The organism is Stenotrophomonas sp. 89682_Sma, assembly GCF_056481405.1.
In genome coordinates, this window is record NZ_CM151147.1 from 3,831,065 (window position 1) to 3,852,464 (window position 21,400).

The 21,400-nt window shown below is 66.4% G+C and carries 17 protein-coding genes; 6 read left to right on the plus strand and 11 right to left on the minus strand.

The window, feature by feature from the left end:
* Positions 1 to 31 precede the first annotated feature (31 nt).
* From ACZK29_RS17700 to gmk, 10 genes are all read right to left on the minus strand, one after another.
* Complete coding sequence (locus tag ACZK29_RS17700; RefSeq protein WP_012481149.1) at positions 32 to 541, minus strand: CS1 type fimbrial major subunit; 510 nt, start codon at positions 539 to 541, stop codon at positions 32 to 34.
* 518 nt (positions 542 to 1,059) lie between these two features.
* The gene (locus tag ACZK29_RS17705; protein ID WP_478446308.1) at positions 1,060 to 2,148 is read right to left on the minus strand and encodes a hypothetical protein; all 1,089 of its coding nucleotides are present in this window, start codon (positions 2,146 to 2,148) and stop codon (positions 1,060 to 1,062) included.
* A 288-nt stretch (positions 2,149 to 2,436) separates the two neighbouring features.
* Entirely contained in the window at positions 2,437 to 3,714 is a 1,278-nt protein-coding gene (locus ACZK29_RS17710) for a citrate synthase (RefSeq protein WP_049404024.1), read from the minus strand.
* A gap of 296 nt (positions 3,715 to 4,010) precedes the next feature.
* Positions 4,011 to 4,253: a type B 50S ribosomal protein L31 gene (locus ACZK29_RS17715; RefSeq protein WP_010484049.1), complete on the minus strand. Its 243-nt coding sequence runs from the start codon at positions 4,251 to 4,253 to the stop codon at positions 4,011 to 4,013.
* Positions 4,254 to 4,341: 88 nt separating this feature from the next.
* Entirely contained in the window at positions 4,342 to 5,280 is a 939-nt protein-coding gene (locus tag ACZK29_RS17720) for a nucleoside hydrolase (RefSeq protein ID WP_111205132.1), read from the minus strand.
* A 425-nt stretch (positions 5,281 to 5,705) separates the two neighbouring features.
* Complete coding sequence (gene recG, locus ACZK29_RS17725) at positions 5,706 to 7,817, minus strand: ATP-dependent DNA helicase RecG (protein WP_111202681.1); 2,112 nt, start codon at positions 7,815 to 7,817, stop codon at positions 5,706 to 5,708.
* A 7-nt stretch (positions 7,818 to 7,824) separates the two neighbouring features.
* On the minus strand, positions 7,825 to 8,211 hold the full coding sequence (locus ACZK29_RS17730) for a RidA family protein (RefSeq protein ID WP_005410875.1): 387 nt from the start codon (positions 8,209 to 8,211) through the stop codon (positions 7,825 to 7,827).
* Positions 8,212 to 8,388: 177 nt separating this feature from the next.
* On the minus strand, positions 8,389 to 10,551 hold the full coding sequence (locus tag ACZK29_RS17735; RefSeq protein WP_111202682.1) for a RelA/SpoT family protein: 2,163 nt from the start codon (positions 10,549 to 10,551) through the stop codon (positions 8,389 to 8,391).
* Between the two features lie 106 nt (positions 10,552 to 10,657).
* The gene (gene rpoZ, locus ACZK29_RS17740; RefSeq protein WP_005410877.1) at positions 10,658 to 10,957 is read right to left on the minus strand and encodes a DNA-directed RNA polymerase subunit omega; all 300 of its coding nucleotides are present in this window, start codon (positions 10,955 to 10,957) and stop codon (positions 10,658 to 10,660) included.
* Positions 10,958 to 11,067: 110 nt separating this feature from the next.
* Positions 11,068 to 11,733 (minus strand): guanylate kinase, encoded by a 666-nt coding sequence (gene gmk, locus ACZK29_RS17745; protein ID WP_014038334.1) that lies wholly within the window; start codon positions 11,731 to 11,733, stop codon positions 11,068 to 11,070.
* Between the two features lie 291 nt (positions 11,734 to 12,024).
* Here gmk and fdnG point away from each other — a divergent pair, with 291 nt between their 5' ends.
* From fdnG to ACZK29_RS17760, 3 genes are read left to right on the plus strand one after another with little or no spacing between them, the layout of a single operon-like run.
* Positions 12,025 to 15,093, plus strand: a complete 3,069-nt coding sequence (gene fdnG, locus ACZK29_RS17750; RefSeq protein ID WP_146267980.1) for a formate dehydrogenase-N subunit alpha — start codon at positions 12,025 to 12,027, stop codon at positions 15,091 to 15,093.
* A gap of 10 nt (positions 15,094 to 15,103) precedes the next feature.
* A complete protein-coding gene (gene fdxH, locus ACZK29_RS17755) occupies positions 15,104 to 16,021 on the plus strand; it encodes a formate dehydrogenase subunit beta (protein ID WP_111202684.1) in 918 nt (305 codons plus the stop codon).
* Positions 16,018 to 16,665, plus strand: coding sequence for a formate dehydrogenase subunit gamma (locus ACZK29_RS17760; protein ID WP_478446309.1), 648 nt, complete (start codon positions 16,018 to 16,020; stop codon positions 16,663 to 16,665). Before fdxH ends, ACZK29_RS17760 begins: the two co-directional genes overlap by 4 nt.
* 49 nt (positions 16,666 to 16,714) lie before the next feature.
* Here the strand turns inward: ACZK29_RS17760 and ACZK29_RS17765 are convergent, their stop codons facing one another.
* Entirely contained in the window at positions 16,715 to 17,041 is a 327-nt protein-coding gene (locus ACZK29_RS17765) for a hypothetical protein (RefSeq protein WP_478453098.1), read from the minus strand.
* On the opposite strand from ACZK29_RS17765, the gene fdhE reads away from it, so the two are divergent.
* From fdhE to selB, 3 genes are read left to right on the plus strand one after another with little or no spacing between them, the layout of a single operon-like run.
* Entirely contained in the window at positions 17,040 to 18,023 is a 984-nt protein-coding gene (gene fdhE / locus ACZK29_RS17770) for a formate dehydrogenase accessory protein FdhE (protein WP_111202671.1), read from the plus strand. The two genes, ACZK29_RS17765 and fdhE, sit on opposite strands and share 2 nt — an antisense overlap.
* Before the next feature lie 4 nt (positions 18,024 to 18,027).
* Positions 18,028 to 19,452 (plus strand): L-seryl-tRNA(Sec) selenium transferase, encoded by a 1,425-nt coding sequence (gene selA / locus ACZK29_RS17775; protein ID WP_111202672.1) that lies wholly within the window; start codon positions 18,028 to 18,030, stop codon positions 19,450 to 19,452.
* The gene (gene selB / locus ACZK29_RS17780; protein WP_111202679.1) at positions 19,449 to 21,380 is read left to right on the plus strand and encodes a selenocysteine-specific translation elongation factor; all 1,932 of its coding nucleotides are present in this window, start codon (positions 19,449 to 19,451) and stop codon (positions 21,378 to 21,380) included. The genes selA and selB overlap by 4 nt, the downstream gene beginning before the upstream one ends.
* The last annotated feature ends 20 nt before the right edge of the window (positions 21,381 to 21,400 follow it).

The following is a 21,400-nucleotide window of genomic DNA, read 5'->3' on the forward strand; positions in this document are numbered from 1 at the left end:
GCCGGCCCGGGATGCGGGCCGGCGCGGGGGATTACGGCGTAGCCGCCTTCTGGTTCAGCACGACGTTGACCAGGCCGCTGTACGCGCCCTTGGTGAGGATCGGCGCCGGCGTGGTCTGTGCGATGGTCAGCGGCATCGAGATCGAGGCGCCCGGAGTCGAGCCCGCACCGTTGAACAGGTCAGCGGCCTTGTACTCGATGGCGGCTGCACCCAGCGCGCGGTTGTTCAGGCTGATGGTCATCGGCACGGTCACGGTGCCGGTCTCGTTGGCCAGGAAGAAGCTGCCATCGATACGCGCTTCGATATCCGCCTTGTCATCGTTGGAATGGATACGCACGCGCTGCGTGTTCGGAATCAGGCCACGCAGCGGATCGTGGGTCAGGGTGACCATGTCCGGCAGCGGGGTGCCGTCATCGCGCAGCAGCGCCAGGGTCGGGTCGACGTCGGCGTAGACGGAGATCTTGGTTTCCACGGCGTGCGCGGACAGCGAAGCAGTGGCCAGCGCTGCAGCGAGCGCGGCCTTCTTGATAATGGCGTGCATGGGTGTCTCTCTCGGACAGGGGGAATATGAAAGCCCCCCTCCCCTAAGGAGAAAGGGAGGGAGGCGCCGCCCGCAGAGGTGGTTGCGGGCGACGGAGAGAATGTTAGGAATCCATTGCCATGCAGGCCATTCAAGCATTCCTAAAACGTTGGAGGTTAAGGAGGATTCTTGAAGGCGCTCAATGTTTGAGGGTTATGCAAACTCCCTCACTGCTTGAATGCAATAAACCTCATTGCCTTGGGTTTGTAGAGTCGGCTGTTAGTCGACTGCTCTTCCGATACTGCGCGAAGCACACACGCTGCGCGCGTGAGTCGAGTACGGCTCGACTCTACAGCGGGTCATCCACGCATGGCGTGGATCTGCTGGATGGCATCAGGCCGCCCTTCGGCGGCCTGATGAGACATCGCGTTGGCGCACGATCAGAAGAAGATCGCGTACAGGATCAGCAGCGGAATCGGTACACCCAACAACCAGAGCAGAATCATTTTCATTGCAGGTCTCCTTGCGTGGAAGGCGGGTTACAGATCGCGGCGGCGGCCGCCCCAGGTGGCGCTGAGGCTGGCGAAGAACGCACCGATCAGCAGGGTGATGAACAGCCACAACGCGGCATAGGCGGTCGCCTTTCGGGCATCGTCGGCGGCCTGCTTGGCGGTGTTCCTGGCCTTCTCCAGCGCCGCACGCATGCGCGTCTGCACATCGGTCACGCGCGCCTGCGCTTCGGCCGGGCTCATGCCGGTTTCGCGCGCGATCAGCTGCGCCAGGTACTGGGTGTCGGCCGGATCCAGGCCATCGCCCTGCAGGCTGTTGACGATGATGCGGTTCACTTCGGCACGCACTTCGCGGCGGTCACCCATCGGGCCATTACCCGGCATCGGGCGCGGCGGCAGGCCTACGCGCACATCGCGCGGCCCGACGCTTGCAGCCGGCGGCGGTGGGGCCGGATCTGTCGCCGCCACGCCGGACGCTGCATCAGGCGCGCCCGGGGCCGGCGGCGCGCCTGCAGCTGCCGGACCCGCATCGGTAGCGTTGCGGAACAGTGAATCCACCCAGTAGTTGAGGTCGCCTTCCGGGGCCGCCGCGGCAGTGCTGCCCGCGCCCGCGGCAGCAACGCCGGCCGTGGATGCGGCAACGCCCGCGGCGGCACCGGCCACCTTTGCGCCGGCGCCCAGCACGCCACCGATTGCCGATGTGAGCAAGCCCGCGGTCAGCAGCGTGGCGACGGCCCACGACGCGAAGCCATGCGCGGTATCGCGGAAATAGGTTTCATCGCCATGGATCTGCGTCCACTTGGTACGCAAGCGGCCCGCCAGATAGCCACCCAGGCCGGACGCGGCCAATGCGGTGAAGGTGAGCCAGATGATGCTGGACCAACCGAAGGTCTCTTTGCTGACGCCTTCGAACGACCATGGCGACACCGACGACAGGCCGAGGCCAACACCGAGGATCAGCAGGATGAGGGAGAGTGCAGCGGCAGCGGTGGCGCCAGCGAAGATCGCGCCCCAGGAAACGGCGCTTTCGCTGGGAGGGGCGATGATCGGGGCGGTGACGACGGCGGCGACGTCAGGGCCGAGCGGTCCGCGCTCGGCTGGGTCGAATCGGGTACTCATCGGGATGGACGCTCCATTTCAGATGCTGCGGATGCAGCTGGCGTCCTGAGGCTGCGCGAGCGCTTGTGAAGCTGGCGAGACCCTTGAATCACACGGTCTTGGCGCGGTGAAGCGCGTGCCAACCAAGGTTGGCACCTACCGAAGGCGGATGCGGTGGTAGATCCACGCCATGCGTGGATGATTTTTCGCGAACGCCGCAGAGCGTGCCAACCAAGGTTGGCACCCACCACAAGCAAAAAAAAACGCCCCGCGGATGCGAGGCGTTTCATCACGAACTACGGCAGGCGATCAGCCCTGGTAGTCGCGCACGTCGCTGCCGGTGTAGACCTGGCGCGGACGGCCGATCTTCATTTCCGGGTCGACCTGCTGTTCCAGCCAATGCGATACCCAGCCGGAGGTACGGCCCAGGGCGAACATGACGGTGAACATCTCGGTCGGGATCTGCAGCGCCTTGTAGATGATGCCGCTGTAGAAATCGACGTTCGGGTACAGCTTGCGGGCGACGAAGTACTCGTCCTGCAGCGCGGCCTGCTCCAGCTTCACGGCCACGTCCAGCAGCGGGTCCTGCACGCCCAGCTGCTTGAGCACCTTGCTGGTCATCTCGCCGATGACCTTGGCGCGCGGGTCGAAGTTCTTGTAGACGCGGTGGCCGAAGCCCATCAGGCGGAAGCCGGAGGTCTTGTCCTTGGCCTTGACCACGGCGGACTCGACGTTGTCGGCAGTACCGATCTCTTCCAGCATCTTCAGCACGGCTTCGTTGGCACCGCCGTGGGCCGGACCCCACAGCGCGGTGACGCCAGCGGCGACCGACGCGTACGGGTTGGCACCGGTCGAACCGACCAGGCGCACGGTCGAGGTCGAGGCGTTCTGCTCGTGGTCGGCGTGCAGGATGAACAGCAGGTCCAGCGCCTTCACCACGTCCGGGTTCAGATCGTACTGGCCGTCAGCCGACTCGAAGGTCTGCTTCAGGAAGCGGCTGACGTAGTCCAGCGAGGTATCCGGCTTGTTGGCCGGCAGGCCCTTGCCGTGGCGGTAGATCAGCGCCGACAGGGTCGGCACCTTGGCAATCAGGCGCACGGCAGCCTGGCGGCGCTGTTCGGCGTCGGACAGGTCCAGCGAGTCGTGGTAGATGGCCGACAGCTGCGCGATCGCAGCGGCCAGGATCGCCATCGGATGGGCATCCTTGGCGAAGCTGCCGATCAGGGTGTTGATCGAATCGTCGACGTTGGCTTCGGCAGCCAGCTCATCGGTGAAGGCCTTCAGCTGCTCGGCGCTCGGGCGCTCGCCGTTGATCAGCAGGTAGGCCACTTCGACGTAGCTCGACTTTTCCGACAGCTGTTCGATCGGGTAGCCGCGGTACAGCAGCACGCCCTTGTCGCCGTCGATGTAGGTGATGGCGGACTTGCAGCTGGCCGTCGCGGTGAAGCCGGAATCGTAGGTGAAATACCCCGTTTCCTTGGTCAGCTTCGCGATGTCGACGCAGTCGTTGCCAAGGGTGGGTTTGATGACGGGCAGAACGACCGACTTATCGCCGGCGTTGAGCGTGACCTGATCAAGATCGGACACTGTGTGCGCTCCTTCATGGGAAGGCGCCTGCCCAAGCGCATTGGTCAGGCACGTGAATGACGTCCTCGGCCTGTGCCGGGGATCAGGTCATTATCGCACAGCAGCATTTGCCCGGCGCTAGACAGAAGTCGTATGCGACAGGCGGCCAGACGCCGGCCGTTGAGCGGCCCGGATCGGCAAAAGTGCTGTCACACGAACGCAGTGTTCCGTCCATCCAAACGCCCGTTGGGCAGGCGTTGGGGAAAAACAAACGGCCGCGCAAAGCGCGGCCGTCGGTTCGAAGCTGGATCGACAGATCAGCGCGCGTAGCGCTTCTGGAACTTGTCGATACGGCCCGAGGTGTCGATGACCTTGTGCTTGCCCGTGTAGAACGGGTGCGAAGCCGAGGAAATTTCAACCTTCACCAGCGGGTAGTCGTTGCCGTCTTCCCACTTGATGGTTTCCTTCGTCGCCATGGTCGAGCGGGTCAGGATCTTGAAATCGGAGGTGACGTCATGGAAGACGACGTCGCGGTAGTTCGGATGGATATCGGCCTTCATGGGCTCACACCGTAAATGGGCTGGTGGTCAAGAGCGGCATTATAAGCACCGGTTGCCGCCCGGGGCAACCGGTGCCGGGCAATTGACTTCAGTCCGCGCCCAGGGCCTGGCGTACCAGGGCCTCGAAACGCTGCTGGTCGTAGGCCATCAGCAGATCGCAGTTGTCCGGCTGGCCGGTCTGGCGGTTCCAGTCGACGATGGTGGCACCGCGGCTGAACGTGCCGTTCAGTTCCACGTTCAGCGGACGCGATTCGACCTGCAGCTGCCCTTCCGGGTTCAGCGCCCAGGCCATGGCCACCGCATCGGCGGTGTACCAGCGACCGCCCTTGGCGTCTTCCGACAGCGCGCGTGTCTTGCGCGAGATCAGCTCGTAGAAGCGGGCGCGATCGGAGTCGGCCTGCAGCCACGTCTCGGCATCTTCCAGCGGCAGACCATGGGCGACGGTGGCTTCCCAGTCCGACACCAGCAGGTGCTTGAACGAGGTGAACACCACGTGCGCCGCTTCCGGGTCGAAGGCGATGTTGAATTCGGCCGCCGGGGTGATGTTGCCGTGGCAGGTGACCGCGCCGCCCATCACCACGATGCGCTTGATGCGCTCGGGCAGGGTCGGGTCCAGCTTCAGTGCCAGGGCCAGATTGGTCAGCGGGCCGAGCATCACCAGCATCAGTTCGCCGGCGTGCTCGTGCGACAGGCGCAGGATGGCCAATGCGGCGTGTTCGGCTTCGGCCTGGCGGCTCGGCGGCGGCAGGTCCACGTCGCCATAGCCGTCACGGCCATGCACGTGGGCAGCGTCGACGGAGGGATGCAGCAGCGGATCCGGGCTGCCGGCAAACACCGGCACGTCGGTGCGGCCGACGATGTCGCAGAGCTTGAGGGCGTTGCGGACAGTGTATTCGAGGCCGACATTGCCGGCGGCGATGGTCAGGGCGACCACGTCGTGCCGTTCATCGGCGAAGGCCATCAGCAGGGCCAGAGCGTCGTCCACACCGGGGTCGGTGTCGATCAACAGCGGGATCTTGTGGGTCATCGTTGCCGTCTTCAGATCGGCAACGAAGTGTGGACCGGGTTGATGACCGTTGCAAGTACGGGGTGTTGGGGGTCGGCAGGGCTGCGCCCTGCACCCGCCGAATCAACGGCAAACGCCAGAGCAACGGCAAAAGCTGGTTTCCTGGGGGATGGCGGGGTGGGTCCGGTGGCGGGGGACGCCGTGAACCCGTCCATGGGGGCTTGGCCGCGGCATCCATGCCGCGGACACCCCCGCAACCGGACCCACCCCGCCTTCGACAGATCGCTACTGCTGTCGGTAGGTGTCGACCTTGGTCGACATATCCGCGAGATGATCGAAGAGGCTGTCTGTAGAGTCGAGCCATGCTCGACTCACGCGCGCAGCGCGATGTAGATCCACGCCATGCGTGGATGTGTGGACCAAGGTCCACCCCCACCCAGGTGGCATTACGCCGAGGCGTAACGCACGGCGGTGCCGATCCAGCGCTGCACAACGCGATCGGCCAGCGCGGGTTGCTGGGCCAGCAGGCGCTCGGCCAGGTCGTGCACGCCGGGCAGCAGGCCGGCGTCACGGGCGAGGTCGGCGATGCGGAAACCGGCCAGGCCGGTCTGCCGCGTACCCAGCAGTTCGCCGGGGCCGCGCAGTTCCAGGTCCTTCTCGGCAATGACGAAACCGTCGTTGGTTTCGCGCATGGTCTGCAGGCGCTCGCGTGCCATCTGCGAGAGCGGCGCCTGGTACAGCAGCACGCAGCGCGACACCGCCGAACCGCGGCCAACACGGCCGCGCAGCTGGTGCAGCTGGGCCAGGCCGAGGCGTTCGGCGTTCTCGATCACCATCAACGAGGCGTTCGGTACGTCCACGCCCACTTCGATGACGGTAGTCGCCACCAGCAGATCGATCTCGCCGGCCTTGAACGCCACCATCGTCGCCAGCTTTTCAGCGGCCTTCAGCCGGCCATGCACCAGCCCGACGCGCACGCCAGGCAGCAGCGCCTGCAGTGATTCGTAAGTGGCCTGCGCGGGGGTTGCATCCAGTTCTTCGCTTTCCTCGATGAGCGTGCACACCCAATACACCTGCCGCCCTTCCTGGCAGGCCAGCGCAATGCGCTCGATCAGCTCCGGGCGACGATCATTGTTCAGTGCGACGGTCTGCACCGGCGTGCGGCCCGGTGGCAGTTCGTCGATGGCCGAGACATCCAGGTCCGCGTATTCGGACATCGCCAGCGTGCGCGGGATCGGCGTGGCGGTCATCACCAGCTGGTGCGGCACGCTGTTGCCGCCCGCGCCCTTGTCGCGCAGCGCCAGCCGCTGGTGCACGCCGAAGCGATGCTGCTCGTCGACGATGGCCAGCGCCAGGTCCTGGAACACCACCGCTTCCTGCATCAGCGCGTGGGTGCCGACCACCACCTGCGCTTCGCCATTGGCGACCTGCTCCATCACCTTGGCGCGCGTCTTGCCGGTGACCTTGCCGGCCAGCCAGGCGATGCGCACACCGAGCGGTTCCAGCCATCCGCGCAGATTGTTGAGATGCTGCTCGGCCAGCAGCTCGGTGGGCGCGGCCAATGCGACCTGCTTGCCCTGCTCCACCGCCAGCATCGCCGCCAGCGCGGCGACCACGGTCTTGCCGGAGCCGACATCGCCCTGCACCAGCCGCAGCATCGGGCTGGGCCGCGCCAGGTCCTCGCGGATCTGCTTGAACACCCGCGCCTGCGCGCCGGTCAGCGCGAACGGCAATTGCTTCAGCAACGCCTTGGCCAGCTTGCCGGGACCGGCCAGCGGAGGTGCATGGTGTGCCTGCAGCGCGATGCGCTGGCGGCGCAGGCTGAGGTGGTGGGCCAGCAGTTCTTCCATCGCCAGGCGGCGCTGGGCCGGATGGGTACCGGCGGCCAGTGCGGCCAGATCAGCATCCGGTGGTGGCCGGTGCACGGTCAGCAGCGCGCTGCGCAGCGACGGCAGGCCGAGGCCATCAAGCCAGCCGCTGGGCAGCAGTTCCAGCGCGCTTTCCTCGGGCAGGCGGTCCAGCGCCTGCCCGATCAGCTTGCGCATCGTCATCGGGCCCACGCCTTCGACGGTGGGATACACCGGGTCGAGGCGATCGCCGAGTTCGGGATCGTCGTTGCGGCCCAGCACCTGGTAGCTGGGGTGGACGATTTCCAGGCCGAGGTGGCCGGGTTTGGGCGTGCCGAAGCAGCGCAGCCGGTTGCCGACCGCGAACTGGCCCACCTGCTGCTGGCGGAAATGGAAGAAGCGCAGCACCAGGGTGCCCTGCCCCTCATCCTCCACCGCCACTTTCAGCATCGGCCGGTAGCGCATGCCGCGCTCGACCGCGACCACCCGCCCTTCCACCTGCGCCGGTACGCCGTTGCGCAGGTCTTCGATACGGGTCAGCCGGGTCCGGTCTTCATAGCGCAGCGGCAGATGAAGCCAGAGGTCCTGCAGGGTGGCCAGGCCACGCGCCTGCAGTTTGGCGGCCACGGCCGGACCCACGCCAGCGAGCATCGCCAGGGATGCTTCGCCGGACGGTGACAGGACCGGGGTGACCGCCGCCTTGCGTGCCACGTGGCGGTCAGTCGATGACCATCACCGCGTCGACCTCGAAGTTGGCACCCTTCGGCAGGCCGGAGACTTCGATGGTGGAACGGGCCGGGTACGGGGCCTGGAAGTAGTCCTGCATGACCGCATTGACCTTGGCGAACTCACCCAGGTCGGTCAGGTACAGGCCCAGGCGCACGACCTTGTCCAGCGAGCCGCCCGCGGCTTCGGCCACGGCCTTGAGGTTGTCGAAGGCGCGGCGGGCCTGTGCTTCAACGTCACCGGCGCCGACGATGTCGCCGGTGGCCGGGTCGAGCGGGATCTGGCCGGAGAAATACACGGTGTTGCCGGCGCGCACGGCCTGCGAGTACGGGCCGATGGCGGCGGGGGCCTTTTCGGTATTGATGATCTGGCGGGACATGGGTCGCTCCGGTGCTTGGGGGAAAACAGAGCGGTGATTGTACCGGGTGGGGGCGCATCCACGCATGGCGTGGATCTACCGCGCCGCTTCGGTAGTGCCGGCCGCTGGCCGGCAACCTCATGAACGTCGGAAGCACCGCGAAGTTGCCGGCCAGCGGCCGGCACTACCGGGTTCGTGTTACTGGCGGCGCACCGATTGCACGACCGACAGGCGCCGCAGGCGGCGCATCACTTCGGCCAGGTGGTTGCGGTCGCGTATCTGGATGTTGAACGCCAGCACGGCGGCGTTGAAGTCGCGGTCCAGGTAGTCCACCCGTTCGATGTTGGAGTGGCTCTGCGCGATGGCAGCAGCCAGCTGCGCCAGCACACCGGTGCCGTTCTCCACTTCCACAACCAGCGAGGTGTCGTAGTCGCCGGACACGGTGGTGTCCCAGCCGATCGGCACCCAGCGCTCGGGGGACTTGCGCAGCTCGGCCAGGTTCGGGCAGTCCATGCGGTGCACCACGATGCCCTTGCCGGCGGTGTGGTAGCCCATGATCTCATCGCCGGGAATCGGCTGGCAGCAGCCGGCGAAGGTGACCACGCCGCGCTCGCTGCCGTTGATCAGGATCTTTTCCTGCGAATGGTGGCGCGAATGCGGGCCACCACGCAGTTCGGCGTAGGCCATCAGTGCCTGCGCGGCCTGGGTCGGCATCCAGTTGCCCAGCGCGACCTCGGCCAGCAGTGCTTCCAGGCGCGGGAAGCGGTGTTCGGTGAGGAACGCATCCAGGCGCCCCTTCGGCAGCCGTTCCAGCGAGGAATCCATCGCTTCCAGCGCGCGGTCGAGCATGCGGTGACCCAGCTGCACGGCGTCTTCGTGTTCCAGCTGCTTGAGCTGGTGGCGGATGGCGGTGCGTGCCTTGCTGGTAACCACGAATTCCAGCCACTGCGGTTTCGGCGTGGCCGAGCGTGCGGTGATGATCTCCACCGACTGGCCCGACACCAGCTTGGTGCGCAGGGGAACCAGCTTCTTGTCCACGCGCGAGGCCACGGCCATGTTGCCCACGTCGGTATGCACGGCGTAGGCGAAATCGAGCGCGGTGGAGTTGCGCGGCAGGGCCAGGATCTTGCCCTTCGGGGTGAACAGGTAGACCTCGTCCGGGAACAGGTCGACCTTGACGTTGTCGAGGAACTCCAACGAGGAGCCGGCAGCGCGCTGCGAGTCGATCAGCTCGACGATCCAGGCGTGGGCACGGCTCTGCGCGCTGTTGGGCGAATCGCCACCAAACTTGTAGGTCCAGTGCGCGGCCACGCCGCGTTCGGCGATGAGGTCCATTTCCTCGGTACGGATCTGCACTTCGATCGGCGAGCCATACGGCCCGAACAGCACGGTGTGCAGCGACTGGTAGCCGTTGGCCTTGGGAATGGCGATGAAGTCGCGGAAGCGGCCATCCAGCGGTTTGAAGGTGGCATGCACCGAACCCAGCGCGTGGTAACAGCTGGGCACGCTGCGCACGACCAGGCGGAAGCCGAACACGTCCATCACCTGGTCGAAGGATTTGTTCTCGTCGCGCATCTTGTTGTAGATGCTCCACGGGGTCTTGATGCGGCTGATCAGCCGATGCTCGATCCCCTCCTTGGCCAGGCGCTGCGACAGCTGCACTTCCACCTGCGCCATCGCCTCGCGGCGTACCACCGGCTGGCTGCGGATGTGCTTTTCAATGATGGCGTGGCGCCACGGGTACAGCGCCTTGAAACCGAGGTTCTGCAGCTCGCTCTTGACCAGGCTCATGCCCAGGCGCTGGGCGATGGGCGCGTAGATCTCCAGCGTCTCGCGGGCGATGCGGCCACGCGCTTCGCGGCTCTGTGCACCCAGCGTGCGCATGTTGTGCAGGCGGTCGGCCAGCTTGATCATGATCACGCGCAGGTCGCGCGACATCGCCAGCAGCATCTTGCGGAAGCTCTCGGCGGCCGCTTCCTGGCGGTCGCGGAACTTCAGCTTGTCCAGCTTGGTCACCCCATCGACCAGCTCGGCCACGGCTTCGCCGAACTCGGCCGCCAGTGCCTCACGGGTCAGCGGGGTGTCTTCGATGGTGTCGTGCAGGATCGCGGCGATCAGCGCTTCCACGTCCAGGCCCAGCTCGGCCAGCACCTGCGCCACGGCCACCGGATGGGTGATATAGGGCTCGCCCGACTTGCGCGTCTGCCCGGCGTGCGCGGCGGCTCCGACTTCCCAGGCACGGCGCAGCAGGGGCAGCTGTTCCGGCGGCAGGTAATGGGCGGCGCGTTCAAGCTGGAGGACGTAGTCGGGTACGGCGGCAGCGGGGGCTGCGGCGACCTTGGCAGTGGGGCCTGGGTTCATGCCCGAAGCCTATTCCAGCGCGACGTTTACGGCAAATCCTGAATGCGAAACAGCCCGCACGGGGCGGGCTGTTCGGCACATCCAACGATTACGTTGATCGATGCGATCAATCGTCGTTCTTGGACATGTCTTCGTCGGCGACCACTTCCGCGGCAGCCCACTCCAGCGCTTCGCGCTCGGCGCGCTCACGCTCGGCCTTCTCGACTTCGTCGATCAGCGCGTTGTCGATCTTGCGGGCGGCGATTTCGCGCAGCGCCAGCACGGTCGGCTTGTCCTCGGTCTCGCTGTTGTCCAGCGTGGCCTGCACGCCGTTGGCGAGCTGGCGGGCACGCTTGGAAGCCATCATGACCAGTTCGAAACGGTTGTTAACGACTTCCAGGCAATCTTCTACGGTGATGCGGGCCATACGGGCTCCCGGCGACCGGTCGGCCGCTCAGTCGAATGAGGGAAAGGGGACGGAGTGTACTGGCAGGGGCTGGACAAAATCAAGCCAACCCCTACCCGATTCTTTTGGAATCAGTCAGTTGCACCTGGATCGGGGGTCAACAGGGCCTGGATCAGGCCGGCGTGGCGGACCTTCTGGGCCTCCCGGCGCAGGCGGCTGGCGGTGAAGATGGCGCACAGCTCGTCCACGGCGGTGTCGAACACCTCGTTGACGATGACGTAGTCGAACTCGTTGAAGTGCAGCATTTCATCGCGGGCCGCGCCCAGGCGCTGGGCGATGACCGCCTCGCTGTCCTGGCCGCGCTTGCGCATACGGTCCTGCAGGGCCTGCTTGGACGGCGGCAGGATGAACACGGTGACCGTGCCCGGCACCAGCTGGCGCACCTGCTGCGCGCCCTGCCAGTCGATTTCCAGCAGCACGTCCTGGCCGGCGGCCAGCTGCGGCTCCACCGACTGCCGGGCGGTGCCCTTCCAGTCACCGTGCACCCAGGCATGCTCGAAGAAGTCGCCGGCGGCGATCATTTCCTCGAACTTTTCCGCAGAGACGAAATGGTAGTGCTGGCCGTTCACTTCACCCGGGCGCATCGCGCGCGAGGTGAAGGAGATCGACAGGGCGATCTGCGGGTCGCGCGCCAGGGTGGCATTGACGATGCTGCTCTTGCCGGCACCGGACGGGGCGGCAACGATGTACAGCGTGCCGCGCGCAACGGCGTCCGACGGCTTCGACGGGGCGCTCATGCGCGGAACCCAACTGGTTGATTTCGCAAAATTTTTCCTCGGTGTTCCAGACCCGGCGCGGAGGATCGCGCCAGGATGGCGGGGGCTGCGCGGAACATCCTGGAACCAGGCCCGGCAGACGCTTTCCCCGGGGGGCGGGCACGCAACTTTACCAGAGCGGCCCCGTTACGCGCCCGTCTGGCGGGCGCCGGGCCTTGTGCCACATGGGCGTTCGGGGGCCTGTGCTATAACCGGGCCGTACCCAACGACAGCCCGGAGGCCTGCGCCTCCCCGCCATCCCAGGAGAACGGCATGCCATCGATGAGCCGCCGCCAGTTCCTGAAAGTGACCGGGACAACCCTGGTCGGCTCCAGCCTGGCATTGATGGGCTTCGCGCCCGGCATCGCGCTCGCGGAGGTCAGGCAGTACAAGCTGACCCGCGCGACCGAGACCCGCAACACCTGCACGTACTGTTCGGTGGCCTGCGGCATCCTGATGTACAGCCTCGGCGATGGCGCCAAGAACGCCGAGCCGAGCATCTTCCATATCGAGGGTGACCCGGACCATCCGGTCAACCGCGGCACGCTGTGCCCGAAGGGCGCCGGCCTGGCCGACATCATCCACAGCAAGTCGCGCCTGCTCTACCCCGAGTACCGCGCGCCGGGCTCGAACGAGTGGAAGCGGCTGAGCTGGGACGATGCGCTGGACCGCATCGCGCGGCTGATGAAGGAAGACCGCGATGCCAACTTCGTGCAGAAGAACGAAGCCGGGCAGACGGTCAACCGCTGGCTGACCACCGGCATGCTGGCGGCCTCGGCCACCAGCAATGAAACCGCGGTACTGACCCACAAGGTCGTCCGCTCCCTCGGCATGCTGGCATTCGACAACCAGGCACGTGTCTGACACGGCCCGACGGTGGCAGGTCTTGCCCCGACTCTAGGCCGTGGTGCGATGACGAATCACTGGGTCGACATCAAGAATGCCGACCTGATCCTGATCATGGGTGGCAATGCCGCCGAGGCGCACCCGTGCGGGTTCAAATGGGTGACCGAGGCCAAGGCACACAACAAGGCACGCCTGATCGTGGTCGATCCGCGCTTCAACCGCTCGGCCGCGGTGGCCGACGTGTACGCGCCGATCCGCACCGGCACCGACATCGTGTTCCTGGGTGGCCTGATCAACTACCTGCTGACCGAGGACCGCATCCAGCACGAGTACGTGCTGAACTACACCGACATGTCGTTCCTGGTGAAGGACGAATTCGCCTTCAAGGACGGCCTGTATTCGGGCTACAACGCCGAGAAGCGCAGCTATGACCGCTCCAGCTGGGACTACGTGTACGGCGATGATGGCTTCGTGCGCAGCGACCCGACGCTGAAGGACCCGCGCTGCGTCTACACGCTGCTCAAGCAGCACTATGCGCGCTACACCGTGGAGATGGTCGAGCGCATCTGCGGTACGCCGGCAGACAGCATCCGCCAGATCTGGGACATGATCGCGTCCACCGCCGGCAAGGACAAGGCGATGACCATCCTGTACGCGCTGGGCTGGACGCAGCACTCCATCGGTGCGCAGAACGTGCGTGCCGGCACCATGGTGCAGCTGCTGCTGGGCAATATCGGCGTGGCCGGTGGCGGCATGAACGCACTGCGCGGGCACTCCAACATCCAGGGCCTGACCGACATCGGCCTGATGTCCGACCTGCTGCCCGGCTACCTGACGTTGCCGAAACAGGATGAGCAGGACTACGACGCGTACATCGCCAAGCGCACGCAGAAGCCGCTGCGCGCCAACCAGATGTCGTTCTGGCAGAACTACCCCAAGTTCCACGTCAGCCTGATGAAGTCGTGGTGGGGTGATGCCGCCACCGCCGACAACAACTGGTGCTTCGACTACCTGCCCAAGCTCGACAAGCCGTACGACATGCTGCAGGCGTACGAGCTGATGAACGAAGGCAAGATCCACGGCTACATCTGCCAGGGCTTCAACCCGCTGGCCTCGGCGCCGAACAAGGGCAAGCTGATCAGCGCATTCTCCAAGCTGAAGTTCATGGTCAGCATGGACCCGCTGGAAACCGAGACCATCGCGTTCTGGCAGAACCACGGTGCGTTGAACGACGTCGATCCCAGCGAGATCCAGACCGAAGTGTTCCGCCTGCCGACCACCTCGTTCGCCGAGGAGAACGGCGCGGTGGTGAATTCCTCGCGCTGGCTGCAATGGCACTGGAAGGGCGCCAATCCGCCGGGCGAAGCGCGCAGCGACATCGAGATCATGTCCGAGCTGTTCCATCGCATCAAGGCGATGTACGAGAAGGACGGCGGCGCCTGGTGGGAGCCCGTGCGCGACCTGGCCTGGAAGTATTCCAACCCCGAGGCACCGACGCCGGAAGAACTGGCGATGGAATACAACGGCAAGGCGCTGGTGGACGTGTTCGATCCGAAGGACCCGACCAAGCTGGTGCGCAAGGCCGGCGAGCAGCTGGCCGCGTTCGGCGACCTGCGCGACGACGGCAGCACGTCCTCCGGCTGCTGGATCTACATCGGCGCCTGGGGCCCGACCGGCAACATGATGGCGCGGCGCGACAACAGCGACCCGACCGGCATCGGCAATACCCTGGGCTGGGCCTGGGCATGGCCGGCCAACCGCCGCGTCATGTACAACCGCGCCTCCTGTGACGTGGCCGGGCAACCGTTCGACCCGCGGCGCACGCTGCTGGCCTGGAACGGCAAGAACTGGGGCAGCGTGGACGTGCCGGACTTCAAGGCCGACGAAGACCCGGCCGGCGGCATGGGCCCGTTCATCATGAACCCGGAAGGCATCGCCCGCTTCTTCGCCAAGGCCGGCATGGCCGAAGGCCCGTTCCCGGAGCACTACGAACCGTTCGATACGCCGCTGCGCAGCAACCCGCTCAGCCCCGGCCAGGTGCAGACGCTGAACAACCCGGCCGCACGCGTATTCGCCAGCGACCGTGCCCAGATCGGCTCGCCGGACGAGTTCCCGCATGTGGCCACTACCTACCGGCTCACCGAGCATTTCCACTTCTGGACCAAGCACGGCAAGCTCAACGCCATCATCCAGCCCGAGCAGTTCGTCGAGATCGGCGCCGCACTGGCCGACGAGCTGGGCATCAACAACGGCAGCCGCGTGCGCGTGAGTTCCAAGCGCGGCCATATCGAAGCCGTGGCAATGGTGACCAAGCGCATCAAGGCCCTGCAGATCGATGGAAAGACCGTGCACCAGGTGGGTATTCCGATCCACTGGGGTTTCCTCGGTGCAGCCAAGCCCGGCTACATCGCCAATACGCTGACCAACGCCATCGGTGACGGCAACTCGCAGACGCCCGAATCGAAGTGCATCCTGGTCAAGGTCGAGAAGGTGTAGGAGACACGCCATGTCACTGCAATCGCTGGACATCATCCGCCGCTCGGCCACCACCACGCCCTCGCCACAGGCACGCAGCGCACACACCGGCCAGGTCGCCAAGCTCATCGACGTGAGCAAGTGCATCGGCTGCAAGGCCTGCCAGGTCGCGTGCATGGAGTGGAACGACCTGCGCGACGAAGTCGGCAGCTGCGTCGGCAGCTACGACAATCCGCCGGACCTCAGCGACCAGTCGTGGACGGTGATGAAGTTCCGCGAATACGAGGACGAGAAGGGCAAGCTGGAGTGGCTGATCCGCAAGGAAGGCTGCATGCACTGCAGCGACCCGGGTTGCCTGAAGGCCTGCCCGTCGCCCGGGGCGATCATCCAGTACGCCAACGGCATCGTCGACTTCCAGGAAGAGAACTGCATCGGCTGCGGCTACTGCGTGACCGGCTGCCCGTTCGATGTGCCGCGCATCTCCAAGAAGGACCACAAGGCCTACAAGTGCACGCTGTGCTCGGACCGGGTGGCGGTGGGCCAGGAGCCGGCCTGCGTAAAGACCTGCCCGACCGGCGCGATCACCTTCGGCAGCAAGCAGGCGATGACCGAACATGCCGCCGGCCGCGTCGAAGACCTGAAATCACGCGGCTACGATAACGCCGGTCTGTACGACCCGCAGGGCGTCGGTGGCACCCACGTGATGTATGTGCTGCAGCACGTGGACAAGCCCGAGCTGTATGCCGACCTGCCCAAGGACCCGCGGATCAGCCCGATGGTGGAGATCTGGAAGGGCGTGGCCAAGCCCTTGGGCGTGCTGGCGATCGCCGCCACCGCCTTCGCCGGGTTCCTGCATTACATCGGCATCGGCCGCAATACGGTCAATGACGAGGAGGAAGAAGAAGCCGAGCACGAGGCCAAGAAGATCGAAGAGGAGCAGCGGCCATGAAGTACGCACCGCACCCGCGCCAGATCATCCGCTACCGCGCGCCGACCCGCATCAACCACTGGATCGTGGCGATCTGCTTCGTGCTGACGGCCTTGTCCGGACTGGCATTGTTCCACCCCGCCCTGTTCCCGTTGACCCAGCTGTTCGGCGGCGGGCCGTGGACGCGCATCCTGCATCCGTTCATCGGCCTGGCGATGGTGGTGGGCTTTGCGCTGCTGGCGTTCCGCATGTGGCGCGACAACCTGCCGAGCGCCGACGATGGCAAGTGGATGCGCGGCATGCGCGATGTGCTGCGCAACGAGGACGAGAAACTGCCGCCGGTGGGCCGGTTCAATGCCGGCCAGAAACTGCTGCTCTGGGCCATCATCGGTTGCCTGTCGGCGCTGCTGCTGACCGGCTTCGTGATCTGGCGGCAGTATTTCAGTCATTTCTTCCCGATCGGGGTGATCCGCCTCTCGGTGCTTGCCCATGCGCTGTTCGGCTGGGTGCTGATCTGCGCGATCGTGGTGCACATCTATGCGGCGATCTGGATCAAAGGGTCGGTGCGGGCGATGACCCAGGGCAAGGTGACCTACGGGTGGGCGTACAAGCATCACCGGCAGTGGTTCCGGGACATCCTGCGCGGGCGGCGGGAAGAGGGGTAGCGGCACGACCTGCGGCCCTGCACCCGCGGAATCAACGTCAACGTCAAGGTCAAAAGCGGGCTTCCTTCGAGATGGCGGGGCGGGCCCGGTTGCGGGGGGCGCCGTAGACCCATCCATGGGGGCTTGGCCGCGGCATCCATGCCGCGGACACCCCCGCAACCGGCCCCCCCCCGCCTTCGACAGTTTCCCGCTGCTGTCGGAATGGCATGAACTGCTCTTGGTGGATGTCGACCTTGGTCGACACGATGAACACGGCAACGACAGAAACCGGTTTTTGTAGAGTCGAGCCATGCTCGACTGCTTTGGCATTGGCACGCTGGACGCCAGCGCCGACAACGGCGAGGATGGAGCCTGGTTCTTCCGGCTGGCCCTGCATGGCGCAACGCATCCTTGAACCCGGTGAGATCGAGACGCTCGCCTCGCGCGATGTTCCGCGCATCATCCTGCCCGATGTCACTTCCCTGTTCGCCGAGCGCGCGGCGCGACTACGCAGCCTGGCCGCGCACAGCGCCATCGGCGGCTACCTGCAGCTGCTGGCGGCGTTGGCCGATGCACAGCAGGCAGTGCTGGACGAGCTGGCACCACAGCAACGCGAAGCGCTGCAGGCCCAGGCGCGTGCGCAGCAGTCGAGTGCGGCGGCCGATGCCGGCATGCCGTTGCGGCCGGCCAACACGCTTCAACTGGATGGGCGCTGGCGCGACTGGCTGCGCACGCTGTGCCAGCACTGTGCCGACGAGGCCGGGCTGCCGGTGGAGACCCGCCAGGAGCTGCAGCGCGTCGCCGCGGCCGACGATGCCTGGCTGGATGCGCAGGCCCATGCCGTGCTGGAGCGTGATGATGCGCCATCGGTGGACGCGGTCGCTGCGCTGCTGGTGATGAACGCACTGCAGGTCTACTGGGCGGTGCTCGCGGCCAGCTTCCGCCCCACCGACCTCAAGCCACTGGCGGATGCGCCGGGGCTGTGCCCGCTGTGTGGCACGCTGCCGGTGGCCAGCGTGGTGCAGGCACGCCCACCCTATGCGTCTTACCGTTATCTGTCGTGCTCGCTGTGCGCCTGCCAGTGGCACTACGTGCGCGTGCAGTGCAGCCAGTGTGGTGCCGCCGGCAAGGACATTGCCTATCGCGCCCTGGCCGATGTGGATGGCGACAGCGGCGAGGCGGTGCGCGAGAGCGCGGTCCGTGCCGAGACCTGCGACCACTGCCACAGCTATCGCAAGATCCTGTATCTGGAGAAAGACCCGTCACTGGAACCGGTCGCCGATGACCTCGGCACGCTGGCGCTGGATCTGCTGCTGGCCGAGGAAGGCTATGCGCGTGCCAGCCAGAATCCTCTGCTGTGGCAATCCGACGGCGATTGAGGCGATGACAGCCATGCCCCCCGCCCCGGCATCGGTCGCCGCCCTGCCCTCGCTGGACCGACTGCTGCGCCTGCCTGCACTGGCAGCACTGATCGAACGCCACGGCCGCAGCCGCATCACCCAGCTGCTGCGTTCGCACCTGCAGGGACTGCGCGACCGTATCGGCGCCGGCCAGCTGTCGACCGCGCAGCTGCAGGAAGCCATCGACGGCCCTGCGCTGGCCGTGGCACTCGATGCCGAGCTGGCCAGCGATGCACGACTGGACCTGCAGCCGATGTTCAACCTGACCGGCACCGTACTGCATACCAACCTGGGTCGCGCATTGCTGCCCCAGGGCGCGGTGCAGGCAGTGACCCGCGCGATGACCGCGCCGGTCGATCTGGAGTTCGACGTCATCCGTGGCCGTCGCGGCGACCGCGATGCGCGGGTACAGGCACTGGTCTGCGAGCTGACCGGTGCCGAAGCCGCCACCGTGGTCAACAACAATGCGGCGGCGGTCCTGCTGCTGCTCAACAGCCTGGCCAACCGTCGCGAGGTGGTGGTATCGCGCGGCGAACTGGTGGAGATCGGCGGTGCCTTCCGCATTCCCGATGTGATGCGCAGCGCCGGCGCGCGGCTGCTGGAAGTGGGTACCACCAATCGCACCCATCCAGCCGATTTCACCAACGCCATCGGCGCGCGCACCGCACTGCTGATGGAGGTGCACGCCAGCAACTACGCGATCACCGGTTTCACTGCCAAAGTTGACACGGCGGCGATGGCGGGCATCGCGCACGAACATGGCCTGCCGTTGGTCGTGGACCTGGGCAGTGGCAGCCTGTGCGATCTGGCGGCCTTCGGGCTGCCGCACGAGCCCACCGTGCAGGAAGCGCTGGCGGCTGGCGCCGATCTGGTTTCGTTCAGTGGCGACAAGCTGCTGGGTGGTCCCCAGGCCGGCATCATCGCCGGCCGCGCCGACCTGATTGCGCGGATCAACCGCAATCCGCTCAAGCGGGCACTGCGCATGGACAAGATGGGACTGGCCGCGCTGGAAGCGGTGCTGGCCCTGTACCGCGAACCGGAGCTGCTGGTACAACGGCTGCCGACACTGCGTATCCTGTCGCGTACGCACGACGATGTTTCTGCGCAGGCGCAGCGTCTGCTGCAGCCGGTGCGCGCCGGGCTGGCAGCAGACTACAGCGTCGAATGTGCAGCGATGCACAGCCAGATCGGCAGCGGTGCGCAGCCACAGGCCCAGCTGGCCAGCGCCGGACTGCGCATTAACAGCGCGCGCCGTGGCGGACTGGATCGCCTGGCCAAGCGCTTGCGTCAGCTACCACGCCCGGTGCTGGGCCGCATTGCCGATGACGCGTTGTGGCTGGACCTGCGCTGCCTGGAACCCGGGGACGAAGCGGCCTTCCTCGCCCAATGGAGCGCGCTGCAGGCATGATCGTCGGCACCGCCGGGCATATCGACCATGGCAAGACCAGCCTGGTACGCGCACTGACCGGCATCGAAACCGATCGCCTGCACGAAGAGCGTACCCGCGGCATATCGATCGAACTGGGCTACGCCTATGTCCCGGTGGAAAGCAGGGACGTCGAAGGCCCGGCCGCTACGCTGGGCTTCGTCGACGTTCCGGGCCATGAGCGATTCGTGCACACGATGGTGGCCGGCGCCACGGGCATCGATGTCGCCCTGCTGGTGATCGCTGCCGACGACGGCGTGATGCCACAGACCCGCGAGCATCTGGCGATCCTGCAACTGCTGGGCGTGGACCGCGGTGCGGTGGCGCTGACCAAGATCGACCGTGTGGATGCAGCGCGCATCGCCCGGGTCGAGATCGAGATCGCTGCGCTGCTGGCCGCAACACCGCTGCAGAATTCCCCTCTGTTCGCCTGCAACAGCACTGCACCCGACGATGCCGGCATCAGCGCACTGCGCACCCAGCTGCACGCGTGGGCGGCGGACGACGCCGGCACGCGCCAGGCCGAACTGCGCAGCGAACTGTTCCGCATGCCGGTAGACCGCGTGTTCTCGCTGGCCGGCCACGGCACGCTGGTGACCGGCGCTGTGCACGGCGGCATCGCCACTGTTGGCGAGCATCTGCAGCTGATGCCGGCCGCCACTGAAGTGCGAGTACGCAGCATCCACGCGCAGAACCAGGCCAGCGACCACGCGATGGCCGGGCAACGCTGCGCGTTGAACCTGGCCGCAATCGCCCGCGAGGACATCCAGCGCGGCGACTGGATCGCCGACCCGCGCGCACTGCTGGCCACCACCCGCGTTGATGTGCGCCTGCGGCTTTCCGCGCTGGCACCACCGCTGCGCGACTGGGCGCCGCTGCATATCCACTGGGGCACGATGCGCCGGCAGGCCCATGCAGTGCTGCTGGAAGATCGTGACCACGGCGATGGACAGCTCGTGCAGCTGGTGTTCGATGCGCCGGTCTGCGCGATGTGCGGCGATCGCTTCATTGCCCGCGACTCGGCGGCAACCCGTACGCTGGGCGGCGGTGTCGTACTCGATCCGGATCCGCCACAACGGCGGCGGCGCAGCCCTGCACGCCTGGCGTGGCTGGTGGCGCTGGAACAGCTGGCCACCAGCGCAGCTGTTGGCCCGCTGCTTCAGCAGGCGCCCACCGGGATTCCATTGGCCGCACTGCAGCGCTACTGCCGGCGCGCCGCCGACCGGATCGATCTTCCTGCAGGCGCGCAGCGCATCGCCACCCGCGACGACACGGTGGTCATCCTCGCTGCGCACTGGCAGGTGCTGCGCGAACAGGTAATCGCCTCACTGCGTGGCTGGCATGAACGACGCCCTGACGAACCCGGTGTCGACAGCGGGCGCCTGCAGCGCAGCACCCTGCCTGCGCTGGCAACGAGCCTGTGGAACGCGCTTCTCCAGGACCTGCTGGACGACGGCAGCGTGCAGCGCGTGGGCGCCTGGTGGCGCCTGCCCGGCCATGACCATGCGCCACCGGAACGCGAGCGTCTGCTGCTGGAACGCGTGCTGCCGCAACTGCACGCCGGTGGCTTCGATCCGCCGTGGGTGCGCACCCTGGCCGCCGACATCGGCCTGGCCGAAGACGAGGTCCGCGCCGCGCTGCGTCGCGCCGCAGCGCGCGGTGAACTGTTCCAGGTGGTACCGGACCTGTTCTATGCACCGGCCCGCATTGCCGAGCTGGCCGCGATCGTCGCGCAGCTGTCGCAGGCCAGCGGCGCGGTGGATGCGGCCGCTTTCCGCGATGCCATCGGCCTGGGCCGCAAGCGCAGCATCCAGATCTTGGAGTTCTTCAATCGCGTTGGCTACACTCGACGCGTCGGTGACCAGCATCGGCCGCGTGGCGACCTGCAGTGGAACGCAGCCCGCGACTGAGCCCACCGCTACCGCCGTAC

Bases quoted from the DNA above. Each gene is read 5' to 3' on its own strand.
- ACZK29_RS17700 (WP_012481149.1), bottom strand. From the start codon at position 541: ATGCACGCCATTATCAAGAAGGCCGCGCTCGCTGCAGCGCTGGCCACT.
- ACZK29_RS17705 (WP_478446308.1), bottom strand. From the start codon at position 2,148: ATGAGTACCCGATTCGACCCAGCCGAGCGCGGACCGCTCGGCCCTGAC.
- ACZK29_RS17715 (WP_010484049.1), bottom strand. From the start codon at position 4,253: ATGAAGGCCGATATCCATCCGAACTACCGCGACGTCGTCTTCCATGAC.
- ACZK29_RS17720 (WP_111205132.1), bottom strand. From the start codon at position 5,280: ATGACCCACAAGATCCCGCTGTTGATCGACACCGACCCCGGTGTGGAC.
- ACZK29_RS17730 (WP_005410875.1), bottom strand. From the start codon at position 8,211: ATGTCCCGCCAGATCATCAATACCGAAAAGGCCCCCGCCGCCATCGGC.
- ACZK29_RS17735 (WP_111202682.1), bottom strand. From the start codon at position 10,551: ATGAACCCAGGCCCCACTGCCAAGGTCGCCGCAGCCCCCGCTGCCGCC.
- rpoZ (WP_005410877.1), bottom strand. From the start codon at position 10,957: ATGGCCCGCATCACCGTAGAAGATTGCCTGGAAGTCGTTAACAACCGT.
- gmk (WP_014038334.1), bottom strand. From the start codon at position 11,733: ATGAGCGCCCCGTCGAAGCCGTCGGACGCCGTTGCGCGCGGCACGCTG.
- fdxH (WP_111202684.1), top strand. From the start codon at position 15,104: ATGTCACTGCAATCGCTGGACATCATCCGCCGCTCGGCCACCACCACG.
- ACZK29_RS17760 (WP_478446309.1), top strand. From the start codon at position 16,018: ATGAAGTACGCACCGCACCCGCGCCAGATCATCCGCTACCGCGCGCCG.
- fdhE (WP_111202671.1), top strand. From the start codon at position 17,040: ATGGCGCAACGCATCCTTGAACCCGGTGAGATCGAGACGCTCGCCTCG.
- ACZK29_RS17765 (WP_478453098.1), bottom strand. From the start codon at position 17,041: ATGCAGGGCCAGCCGGAAGAACCAGGCTCCATCCTCGCCGTTGTCGGC.
- selA (WP_111202672.1), top strand. From the start codon at position 18,028: ATGACAGCCATGCCCCCCGCCCCGGCATCGGTCGCCGCCCTGCCCTCG.
- selB (WP_111202679.1), top strand. From the start codon at position 19,449: ATGATCGTCGGCACCGCCGGGCATATCGACCATGGCAAGACCAGCCTG.